This window comes from Brevibacillus borstelensis (genome assembly GCF_036700025.1).
GTDB lineage: Bacteria > Bacillota > Bacilli > Brevibacillales > Brevibacillaceae > Brevibacillus > Brevibacillus borstelensis.
In genome coordinates this window covers 4,736,266-4,749,525 of sequence record NZ_CP144922.1, presented here as the reverse complement: position 1 = coordinate 4,749,525, position 13,260 = coordinate 4,736,266, and the positions used below count along the sequence as shown (strand labels likewise).

The window sequence follows — 13,260 nt, the reverse complement described above, 5'->3', positions numbered from 1 at the left end:
CTGTCATTCCCCTTCTGTGTAGTTTCGTATGTTGGATTGCATGCGCGCAAGCATCCGGGAAAGCTGCTGCTGTTCTTCCATGCTGAAATCCTGGAGCATTTGCGCCAGGAAACGCTCCATTTCCTTTCGGTAAAGGACGATTTCTTTCCGCCCATGATCCGTGAGGCGGACCAAAGTGACCCGGTTGTCGCTCGGGTTCATCCGGCGAGCGACAATGCCGTCGGCTTCCAGTTGCTTCAGATGCCGGGTAATTGCCGCACTGTCGATCTGCAATTCCTTTTGCAGAGCAGCCTGGCTGAATTCATCGGCATGGTAGAGCTGTTGAAGCAGCCGAAACCGGGACGGGCTGACACCTGTGCAATTTCCAAATTGGGCGCTTAGCAGGAGGTAGAGATTTTGAAGTTTATCAATAATGGAAGTTTCTTTTGAATCCGTCAACAAAACACCTCCCCGTAAACACGTGCAGCCAATCGTTGACCATGTCAATAGTTGACGCATCAAATAATAGTGCAGGCATAAATATTTGTCAACGGCAGAACGTGCCAGCTTTCCCTAATCTGGATAAATCGGTGTTGTATAAGATGGTTACTTGCTGTCACAGAAAATAAAGTGCGTGGCTGCTTCGGCTGATCTGTTGCATTTGTTACAAAGAAAATCTGTTCCCATGGCATTATTTTCACCGAACAGCTCACAGGAGATTACGGAAATCCAAAATAAAAACGACCATGATAGACCAAGGTCGTTTTTATTTTGTGCAATTCCCTGTTTAGCGTACCCATTGCGCAACTTCTTCGATAGGCCTGCGTGTTTTTTCGCGTGGTTCCTGGACACGGTAGCCGAAAGCCACCATGCATGCGATTCCAAAATGGCCGTCTTCCATGACGCCGATTTCACGCAGAACCTGCTCGACCTTATCCTTATCGAAGCCTTCAATCGGGCAGGAGTCGATGCCGATCTGAGCGGCGGCTGTCATCATATTGCCGAGAGCGATGTAGCACTGTCTGGAGGCCCACTCGAACATAGCCCTTTCATTATCGAGGAGATGGAAGTCATGCTCCAGGAAATTGTGATAAATCTCCCCTTTGCGCTGAACAACTTCCGGAGGCAGCTGCTGCACGTCCTTCATGATATGCTGGATGTATGGTGAATCCGCCAGCAGATCCTCCTTCGTCCGTCCCAGGATAATGACAAAATGGCTGGCTGTTGGAAGCGACCGCTGCGCTCCCCAGGTGACCGGCAGCAGCTTTTCACGTATGTCTTGGTTTTGCAGCACGACGAATTTCCAGGGCTCAAAACCGAAAGAGCTCGGAGACAAGCGTCCTGTTTCCAGTACAAAAGCGAAATCTTCCTCGGAAATTTTCCGTCCGGGATCGAACTCTTTGCAGGCGTGCCGGAAGCGATACGCCTCCAAAATCTGTTCTTTATTCATGCGATCATCCACTCCATTTCTGTTGAATATCCATCTTTTCACAGTCGATTATAAGAGTTATATTGGGTCTACGTAAGTACGCACATTTTTGATAGGTAGTATCAATTTTTATACCAGGGAGGAAGCAGGATGGGGAAGATGTCTATCGGATTAGGTCCTTCCAGCCAAGGATGTCCCGTTGAATTTACATTGAGCGTCATTGGGGGCAAGTGGAAAGGAATCCTGTTATATCATTTGATTGACGGGCCCAAAAGATTCAATGAGTTTCGGCGAATCTGCCCGAATATCACCCAGCGGATGCTTACGCTGCAGCTTCGCGAGCTTGAAGAGGATGGCATCATTCACCGGGAGGTCTATCAGCAGGTGCCTCCCAAGGTGGAATATTCCTTAACCGACTTAGGTCAAACGTTGACGCCGATCATTCTCCAGATGAAGCAGTGGGGGGAGCAAAACCGGGGGGCTGTAGCGGCTGAAAAGTGACAACTACAGCACTCCACATGTATGGAGGTTACAGGGAGTATCGTGTTCGAAAAGAGGAATGATATCGGCTCAAAGAAAACTTATCTTGCCTGACCATGCTTGTCAGTGAAGCTGGTTTACTATTAAGTTGCACAAAACTTTACCAAGGAGGGAATCACTTTGATGGAAGTGTTGATTTTTATAACGGATGGTTTTGCTGATTGGGAGGCAAGCTACGTCAGTTCAGAGCTGAACAAGCCAGAAACAGGATATCGTGTAAAGACGATCGCGATTGATCGGGAGCCCAAGGTTTCGATGGGGGGATTAACAGTCCTTCCTGATTACAGCGTAGGCGAATTCAATCCGAATCTCGATATCGCAATGTTGATCATCCCTGGTGGAACGGGATGGAGAGAAGCAAAGAATCAGCAAGCAAAAGTAATCGTTGACTATTGTGTGAGCAAGGATATTCCTGTCGCGGCGATCTGCGATGCGACCACTTTCTTGGGAAACCACGGATATTTGGATAATCATAAACATACAGGCAATACGTTGCCTTATTTGAAGCAAGGAGCTCCGAACTACAGAGGGGATCAGCATTATGTAGATGCGCAGTCTGTCCGTGACGAGAATCTCATCACTGCGAATGGGAGCGGTGCATTGGAGTTTTCAAGGCATATCCTGGAGAGGTTGGGTGTATTAGAAGGCGATGAATTGAATGAATGGTACGAAATATTTAAAAAGGGCTACTTCCCCTCATAATATTTACGATTGATAGGAAAGCACGAGAGCGTACACGGCTGAAGTGCTTTCCTATTTTTCAGCTCTCAAATCAGGCAAGCCTCACAGATGCCTCTACATGGCTTGAGTGTCGGTCACTGTAAATGAAGCCGAAAGAAGAGGGTGGGGGTGAATTTATGATGAATGTTCACCGAGCCATCAGCTTTATTGAGAGTGGTTCTGCATACTGCTTTCGGTTGCAAAAAACACTTCACCAAACTTACCCGTAAAGTTGTTAAGAACTAGGTCACTTCGTCATGGAGTTACTGCTGCAAGATTTGAATCAGGTTGCCGCATGTATCGTCGAAGACAGCTATTGTGACTTCGCCCATTTTTGTCGGTTCCATTGTAAACGTTACGCCTTTGGCGATTAATCGTTCGTACTCTTTTTGAATATCGGCAACGCCAAACATCGTTGCTGGAATGCCATCGGCTAATAACCTCTGTTGATACTCTTTGGCGGCAGGGTGGTTGTTCGGTTCGAGTACAAGCTCGGTACCGTCTTGTTCTTCGGCAGAAACAAGCGTTATCCATCTAAATTCTCCTGCGGGAACGTCATGCTTTTTTACAAAGCCCAGCTTTTCAGTATAAAACTCGAGTGCCTTGTCTTGGTCGTCTACGAATATGCTGGTGACAATGATTTTCATCATATTTTGCCTCCTTTGATATTTTGACGCTGGTTCCCCCTCTGCATTTTCCCGCCGATCCATCTCCGATTTTCTTGTTCTTTCTCACCAACAGCGATACCGCCTCCACATGCGCCGTATGCGGAAACATATCCACCGGCTGCACCTGCACCAGCTCATACTCGGCCAACAGCTTGGCAATATCCTTCGCCAGCGTAGACGGATTGCAGGATACATAAACAAGCTTCTTCGGCTGTACCTCCAGCAGCGAACGGATCAAAGCGTCGTCCAGCCCCGTTCGAGGCGGGTCCACCACGACGACGTCCGGCTTTATCCCTTGCTTGGCCCACTTGGGCATCAGCACCTCGGCGCGGCCTACATGAAACTGTACGTTCTGGGCCCGGTTGCGCTCGGCGTTTGTCCGGGCATCCTCCACCGCCTCGGGGATCAGCTCAATACCCCGAACCTCACGTGCATACGGGGCCAGCCAAAGCGAGATCGTTCCCGTCCCGCAGTATAAATCCAGCAAAAGCTCGCTGCCGGTCAGTCCGGCGGCTTTTTTTACTTCGTCGTACAGCTTGCGGGTCTGCTCCGGATTCAGCTGAAAAAAGGCCCGGGCCGACAGGTCAAACGAAAGCTCGCCCAGCTTTTCGGCGATGGACGGCCGCCCCCACAGCTCGCGGGTCGTATCGCCAAAGATGACCGAAGTCTTTTTCGGATTGACGTTCTGCACGATGCTGACCAGCTCAGGCAGGCGCGTCCGCAGCTCGAGGATGAGCTCCTTGACTCGCGGAATGTCAGGTGTGGCCGTCACAAGCGTCAGCTGCGTTTCACCGGTGGCAAACGCCACACGTGCCACCACCGTCCGGATCACGCCCGTCCGCTTCCGTTCATCGTAGACGGGGATTCCCAGTTCCTCGATGACCTTTTTTGCCGTGCGAACAATGATCGTAGTAGCTTCGTGCTGCACCTGGCAGGTCTCCAGGTCCACAAGCTGATGAGACCCGGTCTGATACAGTCCGGCCACCAGCTTTCCGTCCTGTCTGCCGACCTGAAACTGTGCCTTGTTGCGGTAGCCCCAAGGGTTGTCCATACCGATTGTCGGGGCTACCGGGGGATTTTCCAGACGGGCGTACTTTCGCAGCGATTCGATGACCAGCTCCTGTTTGGAGGCGAGCTGTGCCTGATAGTCCATATGCTGGAGGCTGCATCCGCCGCACTGTTCATACACGGGACAGGGCGGTTCGACGCGAGCCGGCGATTTTTCTACGACACGCAGCAGCTTGGCGACTGCGTATTTTTCCTTTACCTCGGTTACCTCTGCATGGACTACCTCACCTGGCAGCGCCTTTTCTACGAACACAATTTTTCGCTTGAAATAGCCGATGCCTTCTCCGTTGATGCCCAGACTTTTGATCGTCAGGGTCATCTGCTGGCCGACCGCGAGTTTTGCGTCCGGTTGTTTATCATTTCTGGGACGAGTGTTATTCTGATGCTTGCCAGGTGACTTCATGGGGTGCAGCTCTCCTTACTTTGTGATGATTCTATTATACCTTGTCTCAGCCCTCTGACCCAAGCTTGGCAAGCAGGCAGGGCAAGAATGGCTTTTTCCTCGGGAGGGAGGAAGCTGTTTCGTACTTATTTGATCCATTGCAGAAAAAAATGATGGAAATAGGGAGAAAGATAATGCCGGTTTATCCGTTATAGCTGATGAACAGACAAAAAGGCTAAAAACTGCGCAGTCACCTTTTTGGATGGGAGGATACCACATGCAGGAGGAATGGGAGCTGATCGAACAGCTTCGAAGGGGAAACAAACAGGCGTACACAGAGATTGTCGAGCGCTATAAAGGGAAAATCTACGCATTTCTGTACAGAATGATCGGCCACTCGCAGGATGCTCAGGACTTGACGCAGGAGGTATTTATCAAGGCGTATTGCAAAATTGGCGATTATCGGCCGGACTTCCGCTTTTCTGCCTGGCTGTTTCGGATTGCCGCCAATCATTGTCTGGATGAGCTGCGAAAGCGAAAGCGCCTGCCTGCGACAACAGCGGAAGAAAGCGAACTGGTTCATGAGAATACACCTGAACGAATTTTGCTGGCCAAAGAGCAACATGAAGTGCTGCACGAGAAACTGCTGGCACTGGAGGACGATCATCGGGTCATTTTGCTCCTTCGTTATGTAGAGCAGCTAAGCTACAAGGAAATTGCAGAAGTCCTGTCCATTCCGGTAACGACGGTGCAGATGCGGATTTTTCGGGCACATAAAAAATTGCGACAGTATATGATTCCCGTGAAAGGTGGTGGTCCTGTTGAGGTGCGTGAAGTCTAATCAACTGAAGGCATATCTGAGCGACGACCTGCCTCACTCGGAGAGCCTGCTGGTAGAACGTCATGTTGAAGAATGCAGCTATTGCCAAAGCGAGTTGGAAAAGATCGGAGGAGAACTGCGAGAGATCCGGGTTTTGGGGGACATCCCGCCGTTGCCGGATGCGTTCACGGAGGAAGTGGCAAACAAGCTTGCGCATCTTCCATTTCCCTTTCAGGCGCAGGATGAACGAATGCAGGTTGCCTTGAATAAACCAATCAATTGGAAGAAAAGGAGCATGGATATTATGAAGAAGACAGCGATTACCGTAGCCGGTCTTGCGGCTGCCGTTACATTCGGAACGATGGTTTCACCGACGTTTGCCAATTACGTAAACAGTTTGTTCAATACCGTAAATCAAGCGGACGGCGGCATGAAAAATGCGGCGGCCGAAGGCTACGTACAGGAAGTAGGCAAGAAAGTGACAGACAAAGGCATCACTGTAACTGTCAAGGAAGTGCTCGCCGATCCGACGCGTATCGCTTTGATCTTTGAAATGGTCGATAAAGATGGAAAGAAGCTTGACTTTAAGGCAGGCGAATACGGTGGGGAATTTACGCTTACGGACAATGCCGGGAAAGACCTGAATCCCGAGGGAGATGGCTGGAGATGGGGAAAATACGGGGATTACATGCTTATTAGCAAAAACCTGCGTGACGTATTCGACAGTGCAGAGAAGGTACCTGACGAGCTTACGGTTGGATTTGCGTTCAATAAAATCCGGGGCACCGAAGGATCATGGAAGCTGGATATCCCTATTGATATGAAGAAGGCAAAAGAAGTGGCAAAAACGATAGAGATCAATCAGGAGTACACATCCCCGCAGGGAGTCGTCATCAAGCTGGACAACATCATGACCGTGCCCAGCGCCAGTCTGCTCAGCCTGGAGACGCATTGGAACGAGCAGAGAAACAAGGAGTATTGGAAGCTGATCGAGGAGAAAGGCTGGAATGATGCGCCAGAGGAGCCAAGGAAGGAAATGCGGTTAACCCCTGGAGAGATTATGCAAGACTTTTTGACTAGCTATAATCTGGCGTATGAAATTCTCGACGAAAAGGGAAAGCGGATCGCCGGTCGGGATGATACGTTTTTCAAGACTTTGAACGGTATTGAAAAAAATAGCGTACACAGCATAAGTTCAGGAAGAGGAGAGGGCGATAGCCAAACAATGGAGTGGTGGCACGGATTTACACCGTTTACAGGCTATGAAAAGCTGACCTTCAAGCTCCATTCGATCTATCTGAATGAACCGGCTTCCTTCGAGGCCAAGATTGCCCTCGATGAATTGAACAAGCAGCCGGTGACGGTTGAAAACAGCGGAAGCACCTTTACCTTTAGCAAATTCCACCTGAAGACAACGGAAGAAGAGGAAAAGATCGGAGGGTACAAGTCGGAGGGGAAAGGCGGGATCATCGAGTTTGAGGCAACCCTGCCAAAGGACATCGTCTACATCACCGATTGGAAAGCAAAAGACGAGGCAGGCAACGTATACAGTGTGAGCATGGACCACAGCGACGGTGAGTACATCCGCGGCAAAGACGGACGCGTGCAGTTTAAAAGCGCTCTGTTCATAGACGGCTTGGAAAAGCAGCCGAAGGAGTTGACGATCAGCTACGGAATTCAGGAACACCAGTACCGCGACGTCAACTGGGAAGTACCCATCCAGCTTGACAAGTAAGGCAAGCTTTCGCTCTCTTTTTGCAAGAATAGGGCAGCGAAATTGCGGGGGGAGTTGTAAAATTTCTCCCCTCCCGCGTGAATATCAAATTTCGACGAAAAAGAGGGCGTGATGTCCCTCTTTTTTTGTTATTGTCCTTCCGCACCGGCACGCGAACTGCCTCCACCTGCTGTAATCCTCCTACTCCCCCCTAACGTTAAAACATCAGAAAGCATACTCGTTCAAGAGCCTCCCTAAAAATTTCCCTAAGATTTGAAAGAAAAGGATGAAAACGTTCGTTATACTTCATGAACACAGCCAAACAGTCTGCCAGTATCAGCCGCATGCCTGAGGAGCGGCGACGATAACCTGGATGCAAAAAGGGATCAGCCAATTTGTTATCGGAAGCCAGCGGGACAATGGCGTCTGGAACAGCGGCATTTCCGTTAGGGAAAATTTGCAGACCTGTTTTGGCAAAAAGGCAATCGCTGCGCAGCAAGCCTTTTGCATAGGAGGAAAAGAAAAACATGCAGGACGATAACGAGCTCGTTCGTCTGGTGCTAGGGGGAAACCAGCAAGCCTATGCACGACTTGTCGACAAGTATAAAGGAAAAATATTTGCCTACCTGTACCGGATGATTGGACAGAAGCAGGATGCCCAGGATTTGGCCCAGGAGGTTTTTACGAAGGCGTATTTCCAACTAGGCAAGTTTCAACAGGACCGCAATTTTTCAGCGTGGCTCTACCGTGTTGCTGCCAACCACTGTCTGGATGAACTCAGACGGCGGAAGCGCACCGTTAAAACCACTGGCGAAGAAGTGGAACTGATCGAAATGGAGACGCCGGAGGAAGCTTTCTTGCAAAAAGAGCAGAAACAGGTGCTTCTCCGCCGGATTATGGACTTGGAAGAGGAATACCGGTCAGTGTTCGTGCTGCGCTACATCGACCAGCTCAGCTACAAGGAGATCAGCGAGGCGCTGGCGCTTCCGATGACGACTGTCCAGATGCGGATTCACCGGGCGAAGAAGAAGCTGCGGGAGAGCTTGGAGAAAGGGGGGACTTCCTTGTATGAAATGTCACAAATCTGACCAGTTGAAGCCGTATTTCGACGGGAAGCTCTCCCCGCTGGAATCAGCCAGGCTGGAGCAGCATGTCGATCTATGCATCCCTTGTCAGGAAGAATTGGCTCACATCATGGAGGGTACGCCAGAAGCGGAAGAACTGCTGGCAGAGGAGCTGCTCTCTCCTCGTTTTACAGAGCTGGTCATGGAGGATATTGCCAGGCAAGAGAAAAGCAGGAACAAAAGAAAAACGTGGAAAAAAAGGAGCATGGATATTATGAAGAAGACAGCGATTGCCGTAGCCGGTCTTACGGCTGCCGTTACATTCGGAACGATGGTTTCGCCGACGTTTGCCAATTACGTAAACAGTTTGTTCAATACTGTTAAAGATGTGGACGGGGGCTTGAAACAAGCAGCGGTCGAGGGCTACGCCCAGCAAATCAACAAGCAGGTAACGGATAAAGGCTACACCGTGACCGTCAAGGAAGTGCTCGCCGATCCGACGCGCATAGCCCTGATCTTTGAGATTGTCGATAAGGATGGAAAGAAGCTGGATTTCAAGGCGGGCAATTACGAAGAGAGCTTTACGCTTACAGACAAGGCCGGCAACGACCTGAATCCCGAGGGAGATGGCTGGGCACGTGGGAAATACGGGGATTACATGCTTGTCAGACAGGATTTGTATGACATATTTGACTCAGTAGAGAAAGTGCCAGACGAGCTTAGGGTCGGCGTTGAGTTCAATAAAATCATGGACACCGAAGGCTCGTGGAAGCTCGATATTCCCATCGATATGAAAAAGGCAAAAGAAGTGGCGAAAACGGTAGTGATCAATCAGGAGTATACTTCGCCGCAGGGGGTCGTCATCAAGCTGGATAACATCATGACCGTTCCCAGCGCCAGTCTGCTTACCCTAGAGACGGCTTGGAACGAACAGAAAAACAAGGAGTATAGGAAGCTGATCGAGGAGAAAGGCTGGAATGATGCGCCTGAGGGGCCCAGGAAGGAAATGCGGTTAACTCCTGGAGAACTGATGCAGTACTACTTGACTGATTACGGTCTGGCCTATGAAATTCTTGACGAAAAGGGGAATCTGATCGCAGGTCGGGATGATACCATGTTCGAAACCTTGAACGGCATTAGAAAAAATGAGGTGCGCAACACCAGCAAAGGCAAAGGAAAAGGCGAAGGACAAGGAAGGGTGTGGTGGGACGGTTTTGCACCGTTTACAGGCCATGAAAAGCTGACCTTCAAGCTTCACTCGATTTATCTGAATGAACCGGCGTCCTTTGAGGCCAAGATTTCTCTCGATGAATTAAGCAAACAGCCGGTGACGGTTAAAAACAGCGGAAGCACCTTTACATTCAGCAAATTGAAGACGACGGAAGAAAAGGAGAGGTTCGGAAGGCACGAGTCTCGTGGCAAAGGCGGAATCATCGAGTTTGAAGCAACCCTGCCGAATGACATCGTATATATTACCGATTGGAAGGCAACAGACGACAAAGGCAACGTATACCGTATGAGCATGGACAACGGCGACGGAGAGTATACCCGCGACAAAGACGGACGCGTGCAAATCAAGAGTGCTCTATTCATAAGCGGCCTCGAGAAGCAGCCGAAGGAGCTGACCATCACCTACGGCATTCAGGAACGTCAGTACCGCGACCTCAATTGGGAAGTTCCCATCCAGCTTGACAAGTAATGCCAGCTTTCGTGCGCTCTCTCTTTTTGCTATAATAGGGCAGAGAAAATTGAGGGAGTTGTGACGGAGGATGCAAGAGCTGTTTGACAAAATGAAGGAATACTTGAATATGGACACGGAAATTTCCTTTGAAGAGTTTGACGGTTACTATAAAAAGGTGACAGCGTTCCTGAACGACAACTGGACCGGCCTGGGCGAGGACGACACCATGCATATGCTGTTCATCCTAGACAACCTGAAGTCCAACGGGGAAGACCGTTCCAAGCGCAAGACCAAGGAAGCCAAGAAGTACGCCAAAATGGCACAGCGCTGCGAAATCTGGGCGACCGCTCTGATCAATCGTCTGCGTGAAGCAGGCCTGACCGACGAAGAAATCGGCAAGCGCTACGAAACGATTTACGAAGCCGTATAAGCAAATTGTGAAGCCGCATAAGCAAATTGCGAAGCGGTGTAGGCAAGATGCAAAGCAGTGTAAGCAAATAGCAAGGCAGTGTAAGCAAACCGAGGGGAAACCCCGGAAGCAACTGAGCGCACAAGAAGGCGGAGGATGCGGCAAGCATTCTCCGCTTTTTTATAAAAAGCTGGTTGCGACCTCTAAGTTGAGCCCTTTTGAGTGGCTCCCTTTTGCTCGGACTCATGATAGACCTGTTCCCTTGAAATAAGCACATCCTATTGACAAAGAGCAGACAAAAATCTATAATTTTTAACTAATTTAAAATATTACGTAAGGACGAAAAGAAGCGTAGAAAAGGAAGAGTAGGAGCAAAGGCGACGCGCAGAGAGCCATCCCCCTGTGCTGAAAGGATGGACGTCAGCTTGCTGTGAAAATCACCTTGGAGCTGTGTTCTTGAAAGTTTCGCGGATGCGATCCGAGTAAAGGACAACGGAAGCCGCCACCGTTATCCGGCGGAGTCTCTAGATTTCACCGGAGACTCTCAAAGTCTGTTTTTCGCAAGGAAACAGAGAAGCTGAGTGGTACCGCGATGCCCTCGCCTCAGCCAGTCGTGCGCAATTTTTGCACAGCTGGCCGACGGCGGGGGCTTTCTTCTTTTCGAAAAAGAAACAGGGTGTGCACCAGGAGAGGAGCAAGACCATGAAAACAGTAAGTATGGAAGATATCATCGTTGCCAATCACGTACTGAAGGATGTGATCGCAAAAACGCCGCTGCAGCTAAACAAGCGGCTGTCGGAACGGTACGGCTGTCATGTGTATCTGAAACGAGAGGATTTGCAGGTAGTCCGTTCCTTCAAAATCAGAGGGGCGTACAATCTCATCCGCAATTTGTCCGACGAAGAACGCCAAAGGGGTGTCGTTTGCGCCAGCGCAGGCAACCATGCGCAGGGTGTGGCCTATTCCTGCCAACTGCTGCAGATTCGCGGCACGATTTTCATGCCGGCCACGACGCCCAGGCAGAAGGTAACACAGGTCAAGCTGTTTGGCGGAGACTACGTGGATGTTGTCTTGGGCGGAGACACGTTTGACGACTCGTTTGCGGAAGCCATGACATTTTGTCTGCAGGAAAGCATGACCTTCGTCCACCCGTTTGACGATCCGTACGTAGTGGCCGGACAGGGGACGGTAGGGGCAGAGATCATGAACGACATGGACGAGCCTGTCGATTATGTCTTCATGAGCATCGGCGGCGGAGGGCTTGCCGCAGGTGTGGGAACGTATGTAAAAGGAATCAGCCCGTCCTCGCGGATCATCGGCGTGGAGCCTGCGGGAGCGGCTTCTATGACAGAAGCGCTGGCCCACGATGATGTGGTTACGCTTGACGAAATCGACAAGTTCGTGGATGGAGCGGCGGTCAAGCAGGTGGGACAGCTTACGCGGGAAATATGCAAGGAAGTGCTGGACGACATCGTGCTTGTTCCGGAGGGGAAGGTCTGCACGTCTATTTTGGAGATGTACAATGAAAATGCCATCGTCGTGGAACCAGCCGGAGCCCTGCCGATTGCGGCTCTTGATCTGTACCGGGAGCAAATCCCAGGGAAAAACGTCGTCTGCATCATCAGCGGCGGCAACAACGATATCGACCGGATGCAGGAGATCAAGGAACGCTCGCTGTTGTATGAGGGGCTGAAGCACTACTTCATCATCAACTTCCCGCAGCGTGCCGGAGCCTTGCGCGAGTTCATCGACGGGGTACTGGGGCCGCATGACGATATCACCCGGTTTGAGTACACAAAAAAGAACAACAAGGACAACGGCCCTGCACTGGTCGGGATCGAACTGAAGTCTCAGGAGGATTACGAGCCCTTGATCGATCGGATGAAAAAGCACGGCATCCGCTATGTGGAAATTACCCATGATCCGTATCTGTTTAATCTGCTGATCTAGGCCCGGGATGCCTGAAATTATGGTACAAACAATTGTTGTAATACAGTAAGGAATAGTCAAAAAAGTGCTAATACAGAGAAAACAGGAGCAAACAGAAGCGAGAGCGAGCAAGTCTGTGATAATACAGCATAATGTTTTATAACAAAGTTTTATAAAACAAGTGCTGTTATAATACAATAACCTCAACGAACAAAATCGGGGGGTTATGGTCATGACGCCAATCACGACGTTCTTTCGCAATCTCGAATCGAAATGCTGCGCAGCTTGCGGCCAAACGATGGTCGAGCAGGCCGAGTCTTATATGACAGAGTGCTTTGCTTGCCAGGAAAAGGCCACACACGATGCATACCTGTATTATCACACAAAGAAATAGGCAGCCCCGCGATAGCATATGAGGAGCAACTGCCATGTATATAGAAAGAATTCAGCGCTTGCAAAGAAATGGATAGAGCAGCAGAGAAATGTCTCTGTCGACTCTATCCATCTTTTTTTCAAATCGGTTTGGGGAAGACAAGTCTTCTCGTTTTCGCTACCTTTTGTTCAAAACGACTTTTTCTGCCTGTTCCTTGACGTAATCGATCAAGCCGAGCTGAAAACCGCGATTTTCGAGCAGCCGTTTTGCTTCATACGTTCCCGAGTAATAAGCGAGTACGTGAGGATCAGTTTCCAGCACGTGGCGGCACGCTTCATCCTGCCACAGCTCCTGGTACCAGTCAGCCTGCTTGATCTTTTCGATAAGCTCTTCGTAGGGCGGCTCCGGCTTTTTCCACGGATTCAACCGGTGGAAAATTTCTGCCACGATCGCGACTACGACCAATATTCCGATTAAAAACATG

General features: G+C 50.0%; 14 protein-coding genes and 1 other annotated feature. Of the genes, 9 read left to right on the top strand and 5 right to left on the bottom strand.

Annotation, left to right across the window (positions count from 1 at the left end; genetic code table 11):
- Window positions 1-3 precede the first annotated feature (3 nt).
- Together V5G20_RS22785 and V5G20_RS22780 are read right to left on the bottom strand one after the other, a co-directional pair.
- On the bottom strand, window positions 4-438 hold the full coding sequence (locus V5G20_RS22785) for a MarR family winged helix-turn-helix transcriptional regulator (RefSeq protein WP_039071387.1): 435 nt from the start codon (window positions 436-438) through the stop codon (window positions 4-6).
- A 328-nt stretch (window positions 439-766) separates the two neighbouring features.
- Window positions 767-1,429 carry an NAD(P)H-dependent oxidoreductase gene (locus V5G20_RS22780; RefSeq protein WP_003391483.1) on the bottom strand — a complete coding sequence of 221 codons (663 nt, stop codon included), beginning with the start codon at window positions 1,427-1,429 and terminating at the stop codon, window positions 767-769.
- Window positions 1,430-1,567: 138 nt separating this feature from the next.
- Between V5G20_RS22780 and V5G20_RS22775 the strand changes: the two genes are divergently transcribed.
- Complete coding sequence (locus V5G20_RS22775) at window positions 1,568-1,909, top strand: winged helix-turn-helix transcriptional regulator (protein WP_031933154.1); 342 nt, start codon at window positions 1,568-1,570, stop codon at window positions 1,907-1,909.
- A 159-nt stretch (window positions 1,910-2,068) separates the two neighbouring features.
- The gene (locus V5G20_RS22770) at window positions 2,069-2,650 is read left to right on the top strand and encodes a type 1 glutamine amidotransferase family protein (RefSeq protein WP_338462322.1); all 582 of its coding nucleotides are present in this window, start codon (window positions 2,069-2,071) and stop codon (window positions 2,648-2,650) included.
- A gap of 281 nt (window positions 2,651-2,931) precedes the next feature.
- Here V5G20_RS22770 and V5G20_RS22765 read toward each other — a convergent pair whose 3' ends face one another.
- Both V5G20_RS22765 and rlmD read right to left on the bottom strand, forming a co-directional pair.
- Complete coding sequence (locus V5G20_RS22765) at window positions 2,932-3,315, bottom strand: VOC family protein (RefSeq protein ID WP_003391488.1); 384 nt, start codon at window positions 3,313-3,315, stop codon at window positions 2,932-2,934.
- The gene (gene rlmD / locus V5G20_RS22760) at window positions 3,251-4,807 is read right to left on the bottom strand and encodes a 23S rRNA (uracil(1939)-C(5))-methyltransferase RlmD (RefSeq protein WP_227278279.1); all 1,557 of its coding nucleotides are present in this window, start codon (window positions 4,805-4,807) and stop codon (window positions 3,251-3,253) included. Before rlmD ends, V5G20_RS22765 begins: the two co-directional genes overlap by 65 nt.
- 256 nt (window positions 4,808-5,063) lie before the next feature.
- Here rlmD and V5G20_RS22755 point away from each other — a divergent pair, with 256 nt between their 5' ends.
- The 7 genes from V5G20_RS22755 (at window position 5,064) to yhfH (ending at window position 12,797) form a co-directional block, all read left to right on the top strand.
- Window positions 5,064-5,627, top strand: coding sequence for an RNA polymerase sigma factor (locus tag V5G20_RS22755; protein ID WP_003391496.1), 564 nt, complete (start codon window positions 5,064-5,066; stop codon window positions 5,625-5,627).
- The gene (locus tag V5G20_RS22750; RefSeq protein ID WP_338462318.1) at window positions 5,617-7,341 is read left to right on the top strand and encodes a DUF4179 domain-containing protein; all 1,725 of its coding nucleotides are present in this window, start codon (window positions 5,617-5,619) and stop codon (window positions 7,339-7,341) included. Before V5G20_RS22755 ends, V5G20_RS22750 begins: the two co-directional genes overlap by 11 nt.
- A gap of 506 nt (window positions 7,342-7,847) precedes the next feature.
- Window positions 7,848-8,408: an RNA polymerase sigma factor gene (locus V5G20_RS22745; protein WP_024984713.1), complete on the top strand. Its 561-nt coding sequence runs from the start codon at window positions 7,848-7,850 to the stop codon at window positions 8,406-8,408.
- Complete coding sequence (locus tag V5G20_RS22740; protein ID WP_338462316.1) at window positions 8,389-10,083, top strand: DUF4179 domain-containing protein; 1,695 nt, start codon at window positions 8,389-8,391, stop codon at window positions 10,081-10,083. Before V5G20_RS22745 ends, V5G20_RS22740 begins: the two co-directional genes overlap by 20 nt.
- 70 nt (window positions 10,084-10,153) lie before the next feature.
- On the top strand, window positions 10,154-10,495 hold the full coding sequence (locus V5G20_RS22735) for a hypothetical protein (RefSeq protein WP_003391505.1): 342 nt from the start codon (window positions 10,154-10,156) through the stop codon (window positions 10,493-10,495).
- A gap of 322 nt (window positions 10,496-10,817) precedes the next feature.
- Window positions 10,818-11,083 (top strand) — a binding site (T-box leader).
- 93 nt (window positions 11,084-11,176) lie between these two features.
- The gene (gene ilvA, locus V5G20_RS22730; protein ID WP_327956938.1) at window positions 11,177-12,424 is read left to right on the top strand and encodes a threonine ammonia-lyase IlvA; all 1,248 of its coding nucleotides are present in this window, start codon (window positions 11,177-11,179) and stop codon (window positions 12,422-12,424) included.
- Window positions 12,425-12,635: 211 nt separating this feature from the next.
- Window positions 12,636-12,797: a protein YhfH gene (gene yhfH, locus V5G20_RS22725; protein WP_003391510.1), complete on the top strand. Its 162-nt coding sequence runs from the start codon at window positions 12,636-12,638 to the stop codon at window positions 12,795-12,797.
- 156 nt (window positions 12,798-12,953) lie between these two features.
- Here the strand turns inward: yhfH and V5G20_RS22720 are convergent, their stop codons facing one another.
- Window positions 12,954-13,259, bottom strand: coding sequence for a hypothetical protein (locus tag V5G20_RS22720; RefSeq protein WP_003391512.1), 306 nt, complete (start codon window positions 13,257-13,259; stop codon window positions 12,954-12,956).
- Window position 13,260 lies beyond the last annotated feature (1 nt).

What these genes read in the sequence shown, in the direction of transcription:
- V5G20_RS22740 (WP_338462316.1), top strand. Translation starts at nt 8,389, where the DNA reads ATGAAATGTCACAAATCTGACCAGTTGAAGCCGTATTTCGACGGGAAG.
- V5G20_RS22720 (WP_003391512.1), bottom strand. Translation starts at nt 13,259, where the DNA reads ATGTTTTTAATCGGAATATTGGTCGTAGTCGCGATCGTGGCAGAAATT.
- V5G20_RS22735 (WP_003391505.1), top strand. Translation starts at nt 10,154, where the DNA reads ATGCAAGAGCTGTTTGACAAAATGAAGGAATACTTGAATATGGACACG.
- rlmD (WP_227278279.1), bottom strand. Translation starts at nt 4,807, where the DNA reads ATGAAGTCACCTGGCAAGCATCAGAATAACACTCGTCCCAGAAATGAT.
- V5G20_RS22755 (WP_003391496.1), top strand. Translation starts at nt 5,064, where the DNA reads ATGCAGGAGGAATGGGAGCTGATCGAACAGCTTCGAAGGGGAAACAAA.
- V5G20_RS22765 (WP_003391488.1), bottom strand. Translation starts at nt 3,315, where the DNA reads ATGAAAATCATTGTCACCAGCATATTCGTAGACGACCAAGACAAGGCA.
- V5G20_RS22780 (WP_003391483.1), bottom strand. Translation starts at nt 1,429, where the DNA reads ATGAATAAAGAACAGATTTTGGAGGCGTATCGCTTCCGGCACGCCTGC.
- V5G20_RS22775 (WP_031933154.1), top strand. Translation starts at nt 1,568, where the DNA reads ATGTCTATCGGATTAGGTCCTTCCAGCCAAGGATGTCCCGTTGAATTT.
- yhfH (WP_003391510.1), top strand. Translation starts at nt 12,636, where the DNA reads ATGACGCCAATCACGACGTTCTTTCGCAATCTCGAATCGAAATGCTGC.
- V5G20_RS22745 (WP_024984713.1), top strand. Translation starts at nt 7,848, where the DNA reads ATGCAGGACGATAACGAGCTCGTTCGTCTGGTGCTAGGGGGAAACCAG.
- ilvA (WP_327956938.1), top strand. Translation starts at nt 11,177, where the DNA reads ATGAAAACAGTAAGTATGGAAGATATCATCGTTGCCAATCACGTACTG.